At 35.1% G+C, this 15,539-nt stretch carries 12 protein-coding genes; 3 read left to right on the forward strand and 9 right to left on the reverse strand.

Going from position 1 to position 15,539, the window contains the following annotated elements:
* Positions 1-136: 136 nt before the first annotated feature.
* The 4 genes from ACEN2N_RS06820 to ACEN2N_RS06835 form a co-directional block, all read right to left on the reverse strand.
* On the reverse strand, positions 137-2,485 hold the full coding sequence (locus ACEN2N_RS06820; protein WP_441823628.1) for an ABC transporter permease: 2,349 nt from the start codon (positions 2,483-2,485) through the stop codon (positions 137-139).
* Between the two features lie 217 nt (positions 2,486-2,702).
* Positions 2,703-3,398 (reverse strand): ABC transporter ATP-binding protein, encoded by a 696-nt coding sequence (locus ACEN2N_RS06825; RefSeq protein ID WP_424003016.1) that lies wholly within the window; start codon positions 3,396-3,398, stop codon positions 2,703-2,705.
* 64 nt (positions 3,399-3,462) lie between these two features.
* Complete coding sequence (locus ACEN2N_RS06830; protein ID WP_441823629.1) at positions 3,463-4,713, reverse strand: efflux RND transporter periplasmic adaptor subunit; 1,251 nt, start codon at positions 4,711-4,713, stop codon at positions 3,463-3,465.
* Positions 4,714-4,769: 56 nt separating this feature from the next.
* Positions 4,770-6,116 (reverse strand): TolC family protein, encoded by a 1,347-nt coding sequence (locus ACEN2N_RS06835; RefSeq protein WP_441823630.1) that lies wholly within the window; start codon positions 6,114-6,116, stop codon positions 4,770-4,772.
* A 200-nt stretch (positions 6,117-6,316) separates the two neighbouring features.
* Between ACEN2N_RS06835 and ACEN2N_RS06840 the strand changes: the two genes are divergently transcribed.
* The gene (locus ACEN2N_RS06840) at positions 6,317-7,681 is read left to right on the forward strand and encodes a sigma-54-dependent transcriptional regulator (RefSeq protein ID WP_424003022.1); all 1,365 of its coding nucleotides are present in this window, start codon (positions 6,317-6,319) and stop codon (positions 7,679-7,681) included.
* Positions 7,681-9,027 carry a sensor histidine kinase gene (locus tag ACEN2N_RS06845; RefSeq protein WP_441823631.1) on the forward strand — a complete coding sequence of 449 codons (1,347 nt, stop codon included), beginning with the start codon at positions 7,681-7,683 and terminating at the stop codon, positions 9,025-9,027. Before ACEN2N_RS06840 ends, ACEN2N_RS06845 begins: the two co-directional genes overlap by 1 nt.
* Positions 9,028-9,029: 2 nt before the next feature.
* On the opposite strand, the gene ACEN2N_RS06850 is transcribed toward ACEN2N_RS06845, so the two are convergent.
* From ACEN2N_RS06850 to ACEN2N_RS06870, 5 genes are read right to left on the reverse strand one after another with little or no spacing between them, the layout of a single operon-like run.
* Positions 9,030-9,374 (reverse strand): MGMT family protein, encoded by a 345-nt coding sequence (locus tag ACEN2N_RS06850; protein ID WP_441823632.1) that lies wholly within the window; start codon positions 9,372-9,374, stop codon positions 9,030-9,032.
* Between the two features lie 13 nt (positions 9,375-9,387).
* Positions 9,388-10,014: a LysE family transporter gene (locus ACEN2N_RS06855; RefSeq protein WP_441823633.1), complete on the reverse strand. Its 627-nt coding sequence runs from the start codon at positions 10,012-10,014 to the stop codon at positions 9,388-9,390.
* Between the two features lie 4 nt (positions 10,015-10,018).
* Positions 10,019-10,687: a tRNA (guanosine(46)-N7)-methyltransferase TrmB gene (gene trmB / locus ACEN2N_RS06860; protein ID WP_424003028.1), complete on the reverse strand. Its 669-nt coding sequence runs from the start codon at positions 10,685-10,687 to the stop codon at positions 10,019-10,021.
* A 52-nt stretch (positions 10,688-10,739) separates the two neighbouring features.
* Positions 10,740-11,810: a sensor histidine kinase gene (locus tag ACEN2N_RS06865; protein ID WP_441823634.1), complete on the reverse strand. Its 1,071-nt coding sequence runs from the start codon at positions 11,808-11,810 to the stop codon at positions 10,740-10,742.
* Positions 11,811-12,497 (reverse strand): response regulator transcription factor, encoded by a 687-nt coding sequence (locus ACEN2N_RS06870; protein WP_441823635.1) that lies wholly within the window; start codon positions 12,495-12,497, stop codon positions 11,811-11,813.
* Positions 12,498-12,681: 184 nt separating this feature from the next.
* Between ACEN2N_RS06870 and ACEN2N_RS06875 the strand changes: the two genes are divergently transcribed.
* Positions 12,682-15,510: a TonB-dependent receptor domain-containing protein gene (locus ACEN2N_RS06875; RefSeq protein WP_441823636.1), complete on the forward strand. Its 2,829-nt coding sequence runs from the start codon at positions 12,682-12,684 to the stop codon at positions 15,508-15,510.
* The last annotated feature ends 29 nt before the right edge of the window (positions 15,511-15,539 follow it).

Raw genomic sequence — 15,539 nt, forward strand, 5'->3', positions numbered from 1 at the left:
CAATTAACTAAACTTTTGATTTGCAATCATTTAAATAAAAATCTAATATCTTAACTGTCAAATATTTGGACAAAATATGTAAAATATATTTACAGATAAATTCTGAATTTGGGTCTTGTTATCATAATAAATGCCCTTATTCTGTACGCAAACTTTTTACAGGATTCGCCCTAGCCGCTTTTAAAGCTTGAAAACTTATCGTTACTAATGCTATAACAATGGCGACAACGCCTGCAATTACAAAAGCCCATATATCTATAGAAATACGGTAAGAATACCCTTCTAACCAGTTCTGCATTAATAGCCATGCAAGAGGACAAGCTATTAAAATTGCGATAACGACCAACTGCATAAAATCTTTTGACAACAAGCCTACTATACTCGATATACTTGACCCTAAAACTTTACGAACCCCAATTTCTTTTCTACGCTGATCTGCGGTAAAGGCTGATAATCCGAAGAGTCCTAAACAAGAAATCAATATAGCTAGCAGCGCAAAAATTTGAGAAAGGTTGCCGATTAATTTTTCACTCTTAAACTTGGCATTATAGGTATCATCTACAAATTCATATTCAAAAGGAAATGCAGGATTAAACTTTTTCAACGATGTCTCCATAGCTGATAAAGCCGATGCTGTTGCCATACCAGACTTCGCTTTTACATACATAAAACGTGCTTCAGTTGGGTCATTAAAAAATATAACCGGATCACTAGACCCGTACATATCACCATATAAATAATCTTTTACTACACCAATTACGGGGTAGTCTTCAGCTACTGTTTTTCCAATAGCACTGCCGCTACCCATCAATTTTGCGAAAGATTCACTGATAATAATGTTGGTACTATCTTGAGCGGGATTATTGCTAAAACCTCTACCCTCAATAATCTCCATACCTGCAGTAGTAAAGAAATTTGAAGTAATATTTCTAACGGATACCAATACATTTTCGGTATCAACACCCCCTTGCCATTCTAAGCCAGATGTATTATTTCCGCCCGATAAAATATCTGAATTATTGAGTCCGATACTTTCAATCATTCCGGAGGCAACCATATCTTCCTCAATAGGAATGAAGTTTTTAATCATATCTCCCGTCACAGGTATTTTTACAAGATTTTCTTTATTATACCCTAAATCTCGCCCTTTTACATGTTGTACCTGTTGGTATACAATTATGGTACTTATGATAAATACTATGGATACTACAAACTGAGTAGCTACTAATCCTTTTCTGATAAATGTTGCGCTACCTTTTGTTTTTCGTGCTCCCTTCAATACATCAACAGGTTTAAAAGAAGACAAATAGAATGCCGGATACCAACCCGCAACAATACCACAAAACAGGGTAATGCCTATCAATGTTAAAATATGCGTGGGATTGAACAAACTTAACACTAGTTGTTTGTCTATAATCATATTAAATTGTGGTACCAATAATTTCAATAACAGCACACTTAGTACTGCAGATAACGCGGCAGTGATAATAGCCTCTGCGATAAATTGAGATATCAGTCCTTTTCTACCAGAACCCAATACTTTACGGACTCCGACTTCATTTGCTCTTTTTTCACTTCTGGCAGTCGCCAAATTCATGAAATTAATACAGGCTATTAATAAAATTATTATTGCAATAAGACTAAATAGCCTTACATAAGTAATTTGACCTCCAATTTGTTTTCCACCCTCAAAAGATGACCTTAAATGCCAATCTTTCATCGAAAATAAAAATGCGAAAGTTTCATCATCTTCGGTTTTCATAGGCAGTATTGCTTTCACTTTCTGATTGACAATATCAAAATTTGCTTCTGGAGACAATTCTACAAAAGTATCAGCGAAATTTGCACCATAGCCATTTACCCACTCTTTACCTTCAGCAAAACGCTCAAAAGGTGCCAACCAATCAAAAGTATAGGTAACGTTGTTTGGTAAATCTTCATAGACACCAGAAACGGTATAATTATTTTCATTATTTATTTTCACCACCTTATTAATGGCCGAAATGTTTTCACCGAATAATTGGGTAGCCGTTTCTTGCGAAATTACAATGGCATCAACATCATTAAAAGCCGTTTCTAGATTGCCTTCTACAAAAGTTAGACTAAATATGCTTAAAAAATCAGGGTCGGCATATCGTCCGTTTTTATTAATAGCGGTATCATCTACCTGAAACAAAAAATCTTCACTTTTTGTTCTTGCAGCTCCTACTATTCCAGGAACTTCTTGCTTTAATATTTCTGCTAACGGACCCGGAGTAGCTTCAAAAAATGTTCTCCATTCTCCATCGTATTGTTGGTTGGTGGGTATGTAATAAACCACATCTTGTTTTGCAAAATCTTTATCATAGCCAACCTCATCTTCTACCCAAAGTAAAATCATAGCGGCACAGGTAATACCTATTGCCAGACCAAAAATATTCAACAAGCTATAGCCTTTATTCTTCCAAAGGTTTCGCCATGCGATTTTTATATAGTTCTTAAACATAGTTCTCGTTTTTTTCTCCCCCTAGCCCCCTCCAAAGAAAGGGGATTGAGTTCGGTGATTGATTGATACTATTAGTATCCGTGATGAAGGAATACCTTTGATTGGTTTGGTTTTTGGCTGATTAGTTGATTTCTCTTCGACTCCGCTCCGTGAACGAAATTGATAATTGATTGATAAATAAACTCTTTTTTTTAAACCCCCTTTGGGGGAATGGGGATTACATCATGGCTCCGATTGCTCGGTTTTGACTTTCAGTTACAATTTGACCATCGAATAGATTTACTACTCGGTGAGCATAATGCGAATCTCTGTCTGAGTGCGTTACCATAACTATAGTGGTTCCCTCTTGATTTAGTTCTGTTAATAGGTTCATTACCTCAATTCCATTTTTACTGTCCAAGTTTCCTGTTGGCTCATCAGCTAATATTAATTTCGGATTAGTTACTACTGCTCTCGATATTGCTACACGTTGTTGCTGACCACCTGATAATTGCTGCGGAAAATGATTTTCTCTATGTGCAATTTTCATTCGCTCCAGCACTTTCATTACCTTTTCTTTTCGTTCTGCCTTACCCATTTTTAAATATATCAATGGAAGCTCTACATTTTCGTAAACAGTAAGTTCATCGATAAGATTAAAGCTTTGAAAAACGAAGCCTAAATTCCCTTTACGTAATTGTGTACGCTGACTCTCTTTTAGTCCGCCTACTTCGTTTCCCGCAAAATTGTAGCTTCCATCTGTTGGGTTATCTAACATGCCAATAATATTCAATAGAGTAGATTTACCACAACCAGACGGACCCATAATAGCCACAAACTCGCCATCTTCTACTTTTAGGTTGACATTATTCAATGCCAAGGTTTCTACTTCTTCTGTTCTAAAACTTTTTTTAAGGTTCGTAATGGTTATCATTTCGATTGATTTTAATTGTTAGTATAAAGACATCTTTACGATGCTTAATGTGACAGTTCGTTTTTTATTTTAATACAATTCTTTCAGCCTCGCCGAAATTATCATAGCTACTTGTAATTACTTTTTCTCCAGGTTCTAAACCTTCTAAAACTTCATAGAACCTAGAATTCTGTTTTCCTATTCTAATGTTTCTTTTGACTGCTTCACCGCCATCAGCTTCTAGAACAAAAATCCATTGTCCACCAGTGCTTTGAAAGAAGCTCCCTTTTGGTAATAAAAGTGCATCGTTAGATTCACCCAATTGTAATTTAATATTGTAGCTCTGACCTGAACGAATAGTTTCTGGCTTGCTATCGGTAAAGACTAAATCAACCTTAAATCTACCGTTTCTTACCTCAGGGTATACTTTTCGTAGTCGCAATGGAAATTCTGTTCCGTTACGCTCCAAAACAGCCACTAAATCTCTTTTAACACGGTCAATATAATGCTCATCGATTTCAGCTTCTATCTTATAATCTGTAAGTACGTTAATCTGACCTATACGCTGACCTTGTGCTATACTCTGCCCAATTTCGGCATCTAAAAATCCTAATTGCCCATCTGCAGGGGCACGAACATTTAAGTGATCAAGTCTTTGGTACACCATACCTAATGTTTTTTGCATACGTTCTAAATCGGTATCCAACCCTTTTAATGATGTTTCGCGCAACTCATCATCTTGTACGGTTTGCACTTTTATAATCTCATATTGCTTTTGAGACAATTCATAGTTTTCCTTTGACAATTGATAAGCTTCCCTAGAAATTAATTCTTCATCAAACAACGCTTTGTTCTGCTCATAATTTCTTTTCAAGCGTTGCAAATCTGTACTTGTTGTTGCCAATGATCTTCTACCTTCAACCTGTCTTGAATCAAAACTCATTTTGGTCGATCTTAGGTCATTTTGTTTCAATGCCAAATTACTCTCGCTCGCCAAAATCTGCTCGTATAAATTCATGTTCTCTAGCTTCAAGATAATATCACCTTTCTTCACCATTGCGCCTTCTTCAATAAGTTTTTCACTTACACGACCACCTTCATAAGCATCCATATAAATGGTGGCAATTGGTGCTACGCTACCGTTAATAGTAATATAGTCATCGAACTTACCTGCTGATACCTCGGCAATCGAAAGTTTATCTTTTTCTGTTCTAAAAGTTGAAACAGAACTAGAAAACAATAGCTGATATCCAACAAATAATAGCAACACACCTAATGCAATGTAGCCGAAGTGTTTTGGCTTGAGTCCTTTTTTCTTTTCTAATTTTATATCCATCTTATTCTTAATTCGTTGTTTGTATTTGGTTACTGATTAATCTCAAGGCTTGATTTCTAATTAATATCGAAAACTGGCAAGCCTCTGTAAAAATCTAATGTACTCTTATTGATTTCTGAACGAAGTTTTACCTGTAAATTTTCGTTTTGCGCACTGGCATATAAATTCTTAGCGGTAAAAAGTTCCAATGCATTTATCAATCCTTTTTCATAGCGTTTTTGAGCAATGGTAAAGGCTAAGTTTTGCGCATCCATTTTCTGATTGCTCTGTACTAGCTCTACCTGCAAAGAATTATAATCTTGTACTAATTTTTGTATCGCCTGAAATAGCTCTTGCTCTTGTGTTTTTAAATTATTCTCTTCTCGTAGCTTTTCTATTTTAGATTGCTTTACCCTAGACCTTGCAGACCAACCATTACTAATTGGCACATTTAAATTGACACCAATATATTGGGAAGTATTATCTCTAAACTGCTCTCTAAATGGTAAGGTGTTGCCCATTGTATCTCTGAAAGTTTCGAAATACCCTGTACCAATACCTGCAAAGAATGAAAGGGAAGGATACAATCTACCTCTTGAAACTGCTACTTGCTTTTTAGCTGCTTCTGCTCTAAACTCTTGTGCTTTTATCATTGGTATAAACTCTCTTGCCTCATTATAAACAGCATCAGATTTCATATCTTGGCTATTAAGTTCTGATACTATTTCTTCCAAATCTTTTTGAATTACTATATCTGAAGTATTTTCTAAATTCATTTCTTGAATCAAAGTCAACTTTGCTGACGCCAATTGATTGTTACTTTGAGTTACATTTAGCTTATCGGTTAACAATAAAGATTCTGCTTCATACAAATCTGCTCCTGCTTTTAAACCTAATTCTACCTGCTTTTCTACTAGATTATAATTTGATTGCGATACCATTAATTGTTCTTTTGATATCTCTACTAATCCTTCAAAAAATCGAATATCATAAAAAGCTTGCATCACTCTAAATGCCAACAAATATTTTTGCTGTAATACCTCCTCTTGCGTTGCCTTAAATAACAACTTAGATGCTTTTATGGCATTGATTTTCTGAAATCCTTGAAACAAATCAATTGAAGATTCTAAAGAATAGTTGTTCGAGTAAAAATCTTGATTTACGAACGTACCTGTATTTGGATCTTCTGCTCTACCATAACTAATTAAATAACTAGAAGATGCATTTACCGATGGTAACAGATTACGAACCGATTGTCTATAGGTTTCTTTATTAGATTGGTTAGTATATTTAAAGTCGTTCAATTGCAAGTTATGCTCCATTGCAAAAGTGACGCAGTCATCTAATGTCCAACTTTCTTGAGCAATGATAGACCCCCAAATAGAGAGTAGTAAAAGTGTCGTTATTTTAAATTTTTGATTCATTTCTTTATTGGTATGCCATTCTTATTACTATATGCGTGCCATAATTATATAGTGTTGATTTACAATTGTTTACATTATAATAAAAATAGCTCTTAATTTATTAGTGTAAAATTGTTGTACAGATAATGTCAAATATTTTTACAGTAGCATGAAAATACAAACTTGTATGTGTAATTTTAAAAGAGTTAATAGAATTCACCATGATCGATGCTAAAATACTTGTTGTAGATGATACCAAAAGTGTATTGAGCGCTTTAGAAATATTATTACAGTTTGAATATAAAAGTGTACAGACTATTTCAAACCCCAACTTACTTACCTCTTTCCCCAACTTGAAGGAAATTGATATCATACTATTAGATATGAATTTTTCTGCGGGAGTGAACACTGGTAACGAGGGATTATACTGGCTTCGAGAAATAAAAAAGAAGGCATCGCACATCTCTGTAATTATGATGACCGCTTATGGTGCCGTTGAACTTGCAGTTGAAGCAATTAAAGAAGGAGCTAGCGATTTTGTTCTTAAACCTTGGAACAATGAGCGACTATTAACTACCGTAAAATCTGCTTACGAGCTCAGAAAATCGCAGAAAGAGGTGCAGCACTTAAAACAAAAAGAGAGTAATCTGAAGCAGGTTATCAACCAGAATTCAAATTACATTATTGGCAATTCTAAAGCGCTTAATAGTGTCTTAAACCTCGTGCAAAAAGTTGCCAAAACAGATGTAAATATTTTAGTAACCGGTGAAAACGGAACGGGTAAAGAACTTATCGCTCGCGAGCTTCATAAATCTTCAGCTAGAAATAATGAGGTTTTTATTTCAGTGGATATGGGGTCTATCTCTGAAAATTTATTCGAAAGTGAACTTTTTGGACATGTAAAAGGGTCTTTTACAGATGCTAAAGATGACCGCGCAGGTAAATTTGAAGCTGCCAATGGCGGAACACTCTTTTTAGATGAAATCGGGAACCTTTCTTTACAGATGCAAGCAAAGCTACTATCGGTTATTCAGAATAGGGTTGTCGTTCGTGTAGGATCAAACAAACCTATTGCTGTTGACATTCGATTAATATGTGCTACTAATGGTAATTTAGAACAAATGGTTACTGACGGATTGTTTCGTGAAGATCTTTTATACCGAATAAACACCATTCAAGTACAGGTACCTGCATTACGAGATCGTGACAATGATGTTTTAGTATTATCAGATTTCTTCTTGAAAAAATTCGCTAATAAATACGGCAAGCCTAGTTTAAAAATAAATCAATCTGCACAAGAGAAATTAATGACCTACCCTTGGCCTGGTAATATTAGAGAACTTTTGCATACCATGGAGCGTGCCGTAATACTTTCTGAAGGAAATGTATTAAAACCAACCGATTTTCTATTGGATACCAAAACTACCGTAGCCATTGAAGGCGGACCAAAAACACTCGAAGAAATGGAATTGGTGATGATCAATAAAGCACTGAACGACCATGAAGGAAATTATAGTGCCGCTGCAGATCAATTGGGTATTTCAAGACAGACCCTTTATAATAAACTTAAAAAATCGGGTAAATAATGGTCAGCAAAAGCATATACTACCAACTTATTTTTAGGATTATTCTGATAGCCGTTTGTGCACTACTCACCGCATTTCTAATTTTCAAAGAACATTACCTGATTAGCGGTATTTTGAGTCTGGTATTTATAGGACAGACATACGGACTCATACATTACGTGAACCAAACCAATAGAAAAATCGCTTATTTCTTCGATGCGATAAAAAATGAAGATTTCACCTTGCGTTTTCCTGAAAAACTGAGTGTAAAATCTATCGAAGAACTGAACCATAGCTTGAATATGTTAAACGGAATGATTCAAGATATTCATGTAAAAAAACAAGCACAGGAGCAGTATTATCAAGAAATTTTAAGGCAAGCAGACATTGGTATTTTCACCGTTAATGACAAAGGGCATATTTTATACGCGAACCCAACGGTACAAGATTTGCTCAACTACCGACCCCTTAACCACGTTAAGCAATTAAAGCAAATAGACCCGAATCTCTACAGTCTATTTGAATCTTTAGAACCTTTTGAAAGCACCTTATATTCTTTAGGCAATGAACGTGGCAAAAAAGAATTGACATTAAAATGTACGCCTATCGCCATCGAAGGTAAGCAGTTATTATTGGTCATTGTTCACGATATTCAAAAGGAATTGGATGATAAAGAAACTGATTCTTGGGTAAAACTAATTCGTGTATTAACCCATGAAATCATGAATACTATTACTCCGATTACTTCTATTTCTGAATCTATATTAAAATACTTTAAAAAAGGAGATGTGCTTTCCACGCCTAAAGAATTCGGAGAACTTCAAATAAAAAATTCAGCAAAAGGTCTAGAGGTTATCAAAGAACAGGGTAATGATTTAATGAGTTTTGTTCAGTCGTACCGTACATTTTTAAGTGTACCCGAACCTGATCGAGAATTAATACCCGCTAGTAAGATTTTAGAAAAAGTGCGGTTATTATTACAGGAGTATACGAACGGACATAATATTACTTTAGAAGTATTATCTGAACCTGAAGACCTAGAACTTTACATCGACGAAAAACAGATTACTCAAATACTTTTAAACCTTGGTAAAAATGCCCAGCAGGCTTTACAAGAACAAGATGAAGGTAGCATCATTATTAAAGCAGAAGAAGATGCGCAGGGTAAAAAATATATTACGGTTACCGATAACGGACCTGGAGTTTCTGCAGAGTTATTAGATGAAATATTTGTTCCATTTTTTACTACTAAAAATACTGGAACAGGTATCGGTTTAAGCTTAAGCAAACAAATTATGCGTTTGCACGGTGGTTCGATCCGAGTAGTGTCTAATGATAAAACAACATTTACCCTAATATTTCAATAGCGCTATAATTCTGCTTTGAGCTCTGTAAATGGATCCCAAAAGTAATTTTCTAATTGTACTATTTGCAGGTCTTTTATTACTACTCCTTCTCCTTCCAGCAGTTGTTGCATAAGGTTAGTGCCGTCAAAATGATGCTTTCCAGTTAATAGTCCAACTTTGTTAACTACTCTATGTGCGGGAATATCATCCATATTATGCGATGCATTCATTGCCCAACCTACCATTCGTGCACTACGGGCAGCACCTAAATATTTAGCTATTGCGCCGTAAGAAGTTACACGACCTTCGGGTATTAACCGTGCTACCTGATATACTCTTTCAAAGAAATTCTCGTTTTCAGGTTTCATCAGCTACATCCGTTTAATTAAACAATCTAAAAGCGGTTATCACAAATAACAACACCATTAATCCGCTTAAAATAAAATTACTGTTCTTAGAAAATGACTTTGTTTTATGCTCCCACTTATTAAAATAAATCACATATAAATACATGGCAAGAAAAGTACCACTACCGGCAGCTAGAATGAACAAAACCTCATCTACGATTTTAAAGGTCATAAAACCTTGAGAGTGAAAAACCGTATTTAATCCGCTATAATAAGGTATCGCCAAAAGATTAATAAGTGCCAAGAACACTCCTTTAGAAAAACTATTTCGTTTTTTGGTCTCGGTAAGTATCAACGGCTTATTCTCTTGCTTTCTACCTTTTATAAAAAATACAATTGCCAACACAAAAAATATACCCAAAGCCAATTGCAGAAGCACTTCTATTACATGTTGATTTCTAGAAATTAATTTTGCGATACGTACCGATACATACGTTTGTAACATTACTGCAAGAGCAACCCCCAAACCAAAAATTATTCCATTTGTTTTTCCCTTTTCTACACTCGTCTTTGCTGCATTTAAATTCAGCAAACCGGGTGGTAGCGACGCGAAAAAGGCCGCACCAAAAGTGAATACAAATAAAATAGGTAATTGTTGCATTGAATCAGTTTACCTTGAACCTAATAAAGGTAATAGGTTTTCCCTTTTCAAGATACTGATTTTCATAGAAAGTCTGTATTTCCAAGACTTCTTTAGGGCTACCTTCATTCTTATACACATCGTGGTTGGCGTAAAGTACTTCTAAACCAAGACCGTGAAGCAGACCTAAGGTATACCCATGCATGAACTCGCTATCTGTTTTAAGATTCACGGTTCCGTCAGGTTTTAGAACTTGCTTATAGCGCTCTAAAAATGCCGTATTGGTCATGCGATGTTTGGTGCGTTTATATTTTATTTGAGGATCAGGGAAGGTGATCCAAATTTCAGACACCTCTTCCTTACCAAAAAGATGGTCTACCAGTTCGATTTGAGTCCGAATAAAACAAACATTTGGTAAATCTCCTTCTACAGCTTCTTTAGCTCCTTTCCAGAAACGGGCGCCTTTTATATCGATACCAATAAAATTCTTTTTCGGAAATTTCTTCGCCAAGCCAACGGTATACTCTCCTTTACCACAACCCAATTCTAATACAATAGGGTTGTCGTTTTTGAAATGGGTATTCCATTTTCCTTTCAACGGGAAACCTCCTACCACTTCGTCTCTTGTTGGTTGAATTACGTTTGAAAACGTCTCGTTTTCTTGAAATCGCTTTAATTTATTTTTACTTCCCACAATTTTTACATCTAAACTGCGGCAAATCTAAGAAAAAAGAGAGGGTTAGCGATTATTGTACTTCTTCTATTTGAACGATACTTTTCTCTAGCGTAAAAGAAAACTCTGAACCGACCTCAACAGCACTTTCTACAAAGATTTTTTCTCCATGTGCTTCTATGACATGTTTTACAATGGCGAGACCCAACCCAGAGCCACCTTCGCGACGGCTACCACTTTGATCTACCCTATAAAAACGCTCAAAAAGACGAGGAATATGCACTGCAGGTATACCTTCGCCATTATCGGTTACTCTTACAATTACCTTGTTTTTAACCAAATTTTCTACACTTACTTCTGTTGTACCATTGTCATTACCATACTTTATAGAGTTGACCAGCAAATTGGTAAGAACCTGTTGAATTTTTTCTTTATCGGCAAATACGAATATGGGTTGCACATATTCCATATCAAAAGTTAGGGTAATATTTTTCTTGGCCGCTTTCATCTCTAAAAGATCGAACACACTTTGTATTAAATCAATAATATCGAACGAGCGCTTTTCAAGAGTAAGATGCCCTACTTCAAACTTCGTAATCAGGTCTAAATCTTTTACGATGTAGATTAGACGATCTACCGCTTTATTGGCACGTATTAAATACTTCTTACGTACATTTTTATCATCAATTGCACCATCTAACAAGGTTTCTATATAACCTTGTACTGTAAAAAGCGGCGTTTTGAGCTCATGCGACACGTTACCCAAGAAATCTTTACGGTATTCTTCTCTAATCTTCAACGTATCGATTTCTATCCTTTTATCCTTTGCAAACTTTTCAATTTCAGCCGTTAAGGTTCTCATATCTGTAGTAACAGGATATGAGGGTATAGTACTAGATTCTAGCAACTCAACATCGTCATATATTTTTTTGATGCGTTTGTAAATAAATTTTTCAATTCTTAACTGTAGCGTGATAAAAGATATTATAAAGAAGAATAACCCTGCAAAAATTAAAATACCCCAGTTTATAGTACTAAATCGCCATTGCAATAAAGCGAGCACCGATATGCTGATTATTACAATATAAAACGATGAGCGAAACGCAAAACGATATGACTTTCTTGAACGAACTTTAGCAGCCATTTAGAGTACAAACTTATAACCTACTCCCTTAACAGTTTTAAAATGGTCTTCCCCAATTTTTTCGCGAAGCTTTCTAATATGTACATCAATTGTACGACCACCAACGACCACTTCATTACCCCAAACTCTATCGAGAATTACTTCTCTTTTGAATACTTTACTAGGTTTTGAAGTTAATAAAGCAAGAAGTTCAAACTCTTTTCTAGGTAAAATGATTTCTTTACCTTTTTTGATAATCTTATATTCTTCTCTATTAATTACGATATCACCAACTTTGGTAATATCTTCTTGAGCGTTTTCTTCGTTCTTAATACGTCTAAGTAGTGCATTTACCTTGCTTACCAAAACCTTAGGTTTAATAGGTTTGGTAATATAATCATCTGCACCTGCATCAAAACCCGCTACTTGAGAATAATCTTCTCCTCTAGCTGTTAAGAAGGTAATAATGGTATTTTCCATACCAGGAGTTTTTCTTAGAATCTCGCAAGCTTCAATACCATCCATCTCGGGCATCATTAAATCTAGAATAATAAGATGTGGCATTTTCTTCTTTGCCTTAGCAACTCCATCAGCACCATTTTTTGCGGTATACACATCGTACCCTTCGGCAGATAAATTATAGGCCACTATCTCTAGGATGTCTGGTTCATCATCAACTAAAAGTATCCTAATGTCCTTCTTTTTCATGGTTTTCAAATTAGATTGATTCGCTCAAAAGTAAAGATAATACTATTACTGCAACGGCAGTTAACATTGATTTAATGTAGTAACGTTTACATAACATTAACAAAATAAATGTTTAACATGGATCTAACCCGAACATTACAACTGCTCTGTTTCTTTGCCGCTGATTAAAGAATCGATATATCTAATGAACAAGTTACTATTTTTTACATTCCTTTTTATCTCTATCATTTCTAGTGCACAAGACACAGGAAGCATTGTTGGAACACTTACCGATAAAGAATTAAACAACGAACCATTACCATTTGCCAACGTTTTATTAAAAGGTACTACTAAAGGTACCACTTCTGATTTTGACGGATTATATGAGATATCAGCTATTGAGCCTGGTACATATACAGTATCTTTTAGTTACCTAGGCTATGAAACGATTGAAATACCAAATGTTGAAATTACAGCTGGTAAAGTTACTACCATTGATATTGCACTAAGCGCATCTCAAGGGGTATCTTTAGACGAGGTTACCGTTACCACTGTTGCTCGTAAAGACTCAGAGACAGCGTTATTGTTGGATCAGAAAAGAGCTATCGAGATCAAAGAGAGTATAGGCGCTGTTGAGCTTGCTAAAATAGGTGTTTCTGATGCTGCTACCGCCACCACAAAAATATCAGGGGTATCTAGCAGTGAAGCTTCAGGAGATGTATTTGTTAGAGGATTAGGTGATAGATATTTGTCTTCTACTCTAAACGGACTTCCAGTACCATCCGATGATATTGATAAAAAGAATATTAACCTTTCTTTATTCCCAACACGCGTACTACAGAATGTAAGTATCAGTAAAACATACGGGGTAGAAGGATCTGCTGATCAAGCTTCAGGTAATATAAACATAACTTCAAGAGAATTAGCTGGCTCTAGCGAACTTGCAATTGGCGTTTCAGGTGGTGTAAATTCTAACGTTGCAAAAAGCGGTGTTTACGATAATTTTAGAATATCACAGAATTCAAAGAATACAACTTTCGGTTTCTATGACCAAAATCTTTCTACACAACAGTTAATTACCAACCAAGGCTGGAATACGTTACGACAAGAAAACCCGATGGATTATTCTATGTCTATCGCTGCAGGTAAGAAAATAGCCGATAAGCTTGCTATATTCTTCACCGCTTCTCACTCTAGATCTTTTGAGCATCGAGAAGGAGTTTTTAGACAATACCGTTCTAACTTTATTGATGATACTATTACAGATGCGACTACATATCAAAAGAAAATTGTAAACACCGGGTTGTTAGATATTACTTATTTAGCGAATTCTAAAAATAAAATTAAGTCTAGTACCTTTTTCGTAAACAAACTAGATGAAAATGTTTTTGAAGGTGGTCGTAATGGCGAGGCAACAATATTTGAAGAAACAAGCCCTAGCGAAGGTCTTTTTCAATTCATTAGAGATCAGAACACTAAACAAACTAGATTATTAGTAACGCAATTAATAGGTAGACACCAAATTGGTGAGAAAAACACATTGCATTGGGCCGCTGGTTATAACCTTTTAAACGCCGATGAGCCAAACAGAATTAGAAACGAAGTCAATTTTGATCCAGATGGCACACTTGTTCAACTAGGTAGAAATGGCGGATTTCAACAACGTAAATCGAGTCAAAAAATTGAGGACAATGAAATAAGTGCTTACATAAAAGATGAATTAAAAATTATTGATGAGGATACGAAAAACTTCAAGTTAAACTTTGGTGTTTCTTACCGAAATAAAGAACGTGATTTTAGTTCTGAGTTTGTTGGTGTAGAAGAAATCAACACCAATGCGGTCAACCCATCATCTATAGATGATTTAGGTAGCATTTTTCGCCAATCTTATTTTGATGCGGGACTCTTAGAAATTAATCTTTTAGGTTCAAATGCAAACGATGAAAGAAAAGATATCTATTTAGGAACTTTAGATTCTAAGGCTGCATTCTTTTCTTTTAATGTCGGACTTGAACAATGGAATTTTGATGCTGGTCTTCGTTTTCAAAGAGATGAAATTAAAGTTGCTTACGATATAGGAAACCTTTCGCCTAGAACAGGAGATAGCAACCAAGATTATAGCAACTTCTATCCTAGTTTAAATGTTAAGTACACTATTAACGAACTAAACGCATTACGTTTAGCAGTAAGTCGCACGATTACATTACCAGAATTTAAAGAAATAGCGCCATTTAACTATGTTTCTCCTACTGGTCAAATAACTAGAGGTAATCCTGATTTAATAGCTTCAAAAGATATTAACCTAGATTTAAAATGGGAATACTTTCCTTCTGCTGCTCAACTTGTATCAGTTGCTGCTTTCTATAAAGATATATCCGACCCAATCAACAGAGTTAGAGAAAGAGGTTCTGCAGGTATTTTCTCTTATTTCAACTCAGGTGAGAAAGCTGAAATTTTTGGTCTTGAAGCAGAAACTAAATTAGATTTAGTAACTCCTACTTACAACGATGACAATGGTTCAGAGTCAGGTTACAACCTTAATATGGTTTTGAATGTAACTCGTATGTGGCATCAACAAGATTTAAAAGAAATTTATAATGATGAAGGTAATTTATTAAGAAGCTTCCAATATAAAGGTATTACCAAAACTGATCTTCAAGGTGCTTCTGATTGGATTTTCAATACTAGCTTAAATTATGATACGGCAGGTGACAACCCTTTCGCAATATCATTGAATGCTAACTACGCATCAGACAAAATTTATTCATTAGGTGTACCAACCGATCAAACCAATAGAGACATCTTTTATGACGATGCTATCGTTGAAAATGGTTTTGTTGTCTTAAACGCTCAAATCAGCAAAGAATTTGGCGAGCATATTAAAGTAAACCTTACAGGTAAAAATTTATTAAATCCAGAAATAAAACAAACTCAATTAATTCGCAACCCAGTTACTGAAATTGAACAAGAGCAGACTGTTAGCTCTTATTCTACAGGTATGGGAATAAGCTTAGGGCTTAATTACAAATTCTAATTAGAAATACTCAATAATCACTAATCTTT

It is taken from the genome of Maribacter spongiicola, assembly GCF_052119685.1.
GTDB lineage: Bacteria > Bacteroidota > Bacteroidia > Flavobacteriales > Flavobacteriaceae > Maribacter > Maribacter spongiicola_A.

Coding starts and splice junctions, on each gene's coding strand:
- ACEN2N_RS06820 (WP_441823628.1), bottom strand. CDS start 2,485: ATGTTTAAGAACTATATAAAAATCGCATGGCGAAACCTTTGGAAGAAT.
- ACEN2N_RS06825 (WP_424003016.1), bottom strand. CDS start 3,398: ATGATAACCATTACGAACCTTAAAAAAAGTTTTAGAACAGAAGAAGTA.
- ACEN2N_RS06830 (WP_441823629.1), bottom strand. CDS start 4,713: ATGGATATAAAATTAGAAAAGAAAAAAGGACTCAAGCCAAAACACTTC.
- ACEN2N_RS06835 (WP_441823630.1), bottom strand. CDS start 6,116: ATGAATCAAAAATTTAAAATAACGACACTTTTACTACTCTCTATTTGG.
- ACEN2N_RS06840 (WP_424003022.1), top strand. CDS start 6,317: ATGATCGATGCTAAAATACTTGTTGTAGATGATACCAAAAGTGTATTG.
- ACEN2N_RS06845 (WP_441823631.1), top strand. CDS start 7,681: ATGGTCAGCAAAAGCATATACTACCAACTTATTTTTAGGATTATTCTG.
- ACEN2N_RS06850 (WP_441823632.1), bottom strand. CDS start 9,374: ATGAAACCTGAAAACGAGAATTTCTTTGAAAGAGTATATCAGGTAGCA.
- ACEN2N_RS06855 (WP_441823633.1), bottom strand. CDS start 10,014: ATGCAACAATTACCTATTTTATTTGTATTCACTTTTGGTGCGGCCTTT.
- ACEN2N_RS06865 (WP_441823634.1), bottom strand. CDS start 11,810: ATGGCTGCTAAAGTTCGTTCAAGAAAGTCATATCGTTTTGCGTTTCGC.
- ACEN2N_RS06870 (WP_441823635.1), bottom strand. CDS start 12,497: ATGAAAAAGAAGGACATTAGGATACTTTTAGTTGATGATGAACCAGAC.
- ACEN2N_RS06875 (WP_441823636.1), top strand. CDS start 12,682: ATGAACAAGTTACTATTTTTTACATTCCTTTTTATCTCTATCATTTCT.